At 55.5% G+C, this 357-nt stretch carries 1 protein-coding gene; it reads right to left on the reverse strand.

Annotation, left to right across the window (positions count from 1 at the left end; all coding sequences use genetic code 11):
- Window positions 1–357, reverse strand: a 357-nt coding sequence (locus E0485_RS25295; RefSeq protein ID WP_165921291.1) for a hypothetical protein, incomplete at both ends; no start/stop codon positions are given.

Consider the following 357-nt stretch of genomic DNA (forward strand, 5'->3'; position numbering starts at 1 on the left):
CGGTGGTGACGTTGCCCGCCGCATCCGTGACGACAAGCGTATAGTCGCCTTCCGCGCTAACGGTGGAACCGCTAATGAACGCGGAGCCGTTCAAAGTCGCCGTGCCTTCGTTAAACGTAATCGTCTTGTTGACGTTATAGAGTCCGCCGTTCGTGACTCCGCTGACAACAGGAGCAGTTTTATCGATGGTGAAGCTCACGGTGGTGACGTTGCCCGCCGCATCCGTGACGACAAGCGTATAGTCGCCTTCCGCGCTAACGGTAGAACCGCTAATGAACGCGGAGCCATTCAAAGTCGCCGTGCCTTCATTAAACGTAATCGTCTTGTTGACGTTATAGAGTCCGCCGTTCGTGACTC

Origin of the sequence: Paenibacillus albiflavus (genome assembly GCF_004344915.1) — a bacterium.
GTDB classification, from domain to species: domain Bacteria; phylum Bacillota; class Bacilli; order Paenibacillales; family NBRC-103111; genus Paenibacillus_AM; species Paenibacillus_AM albiflavus.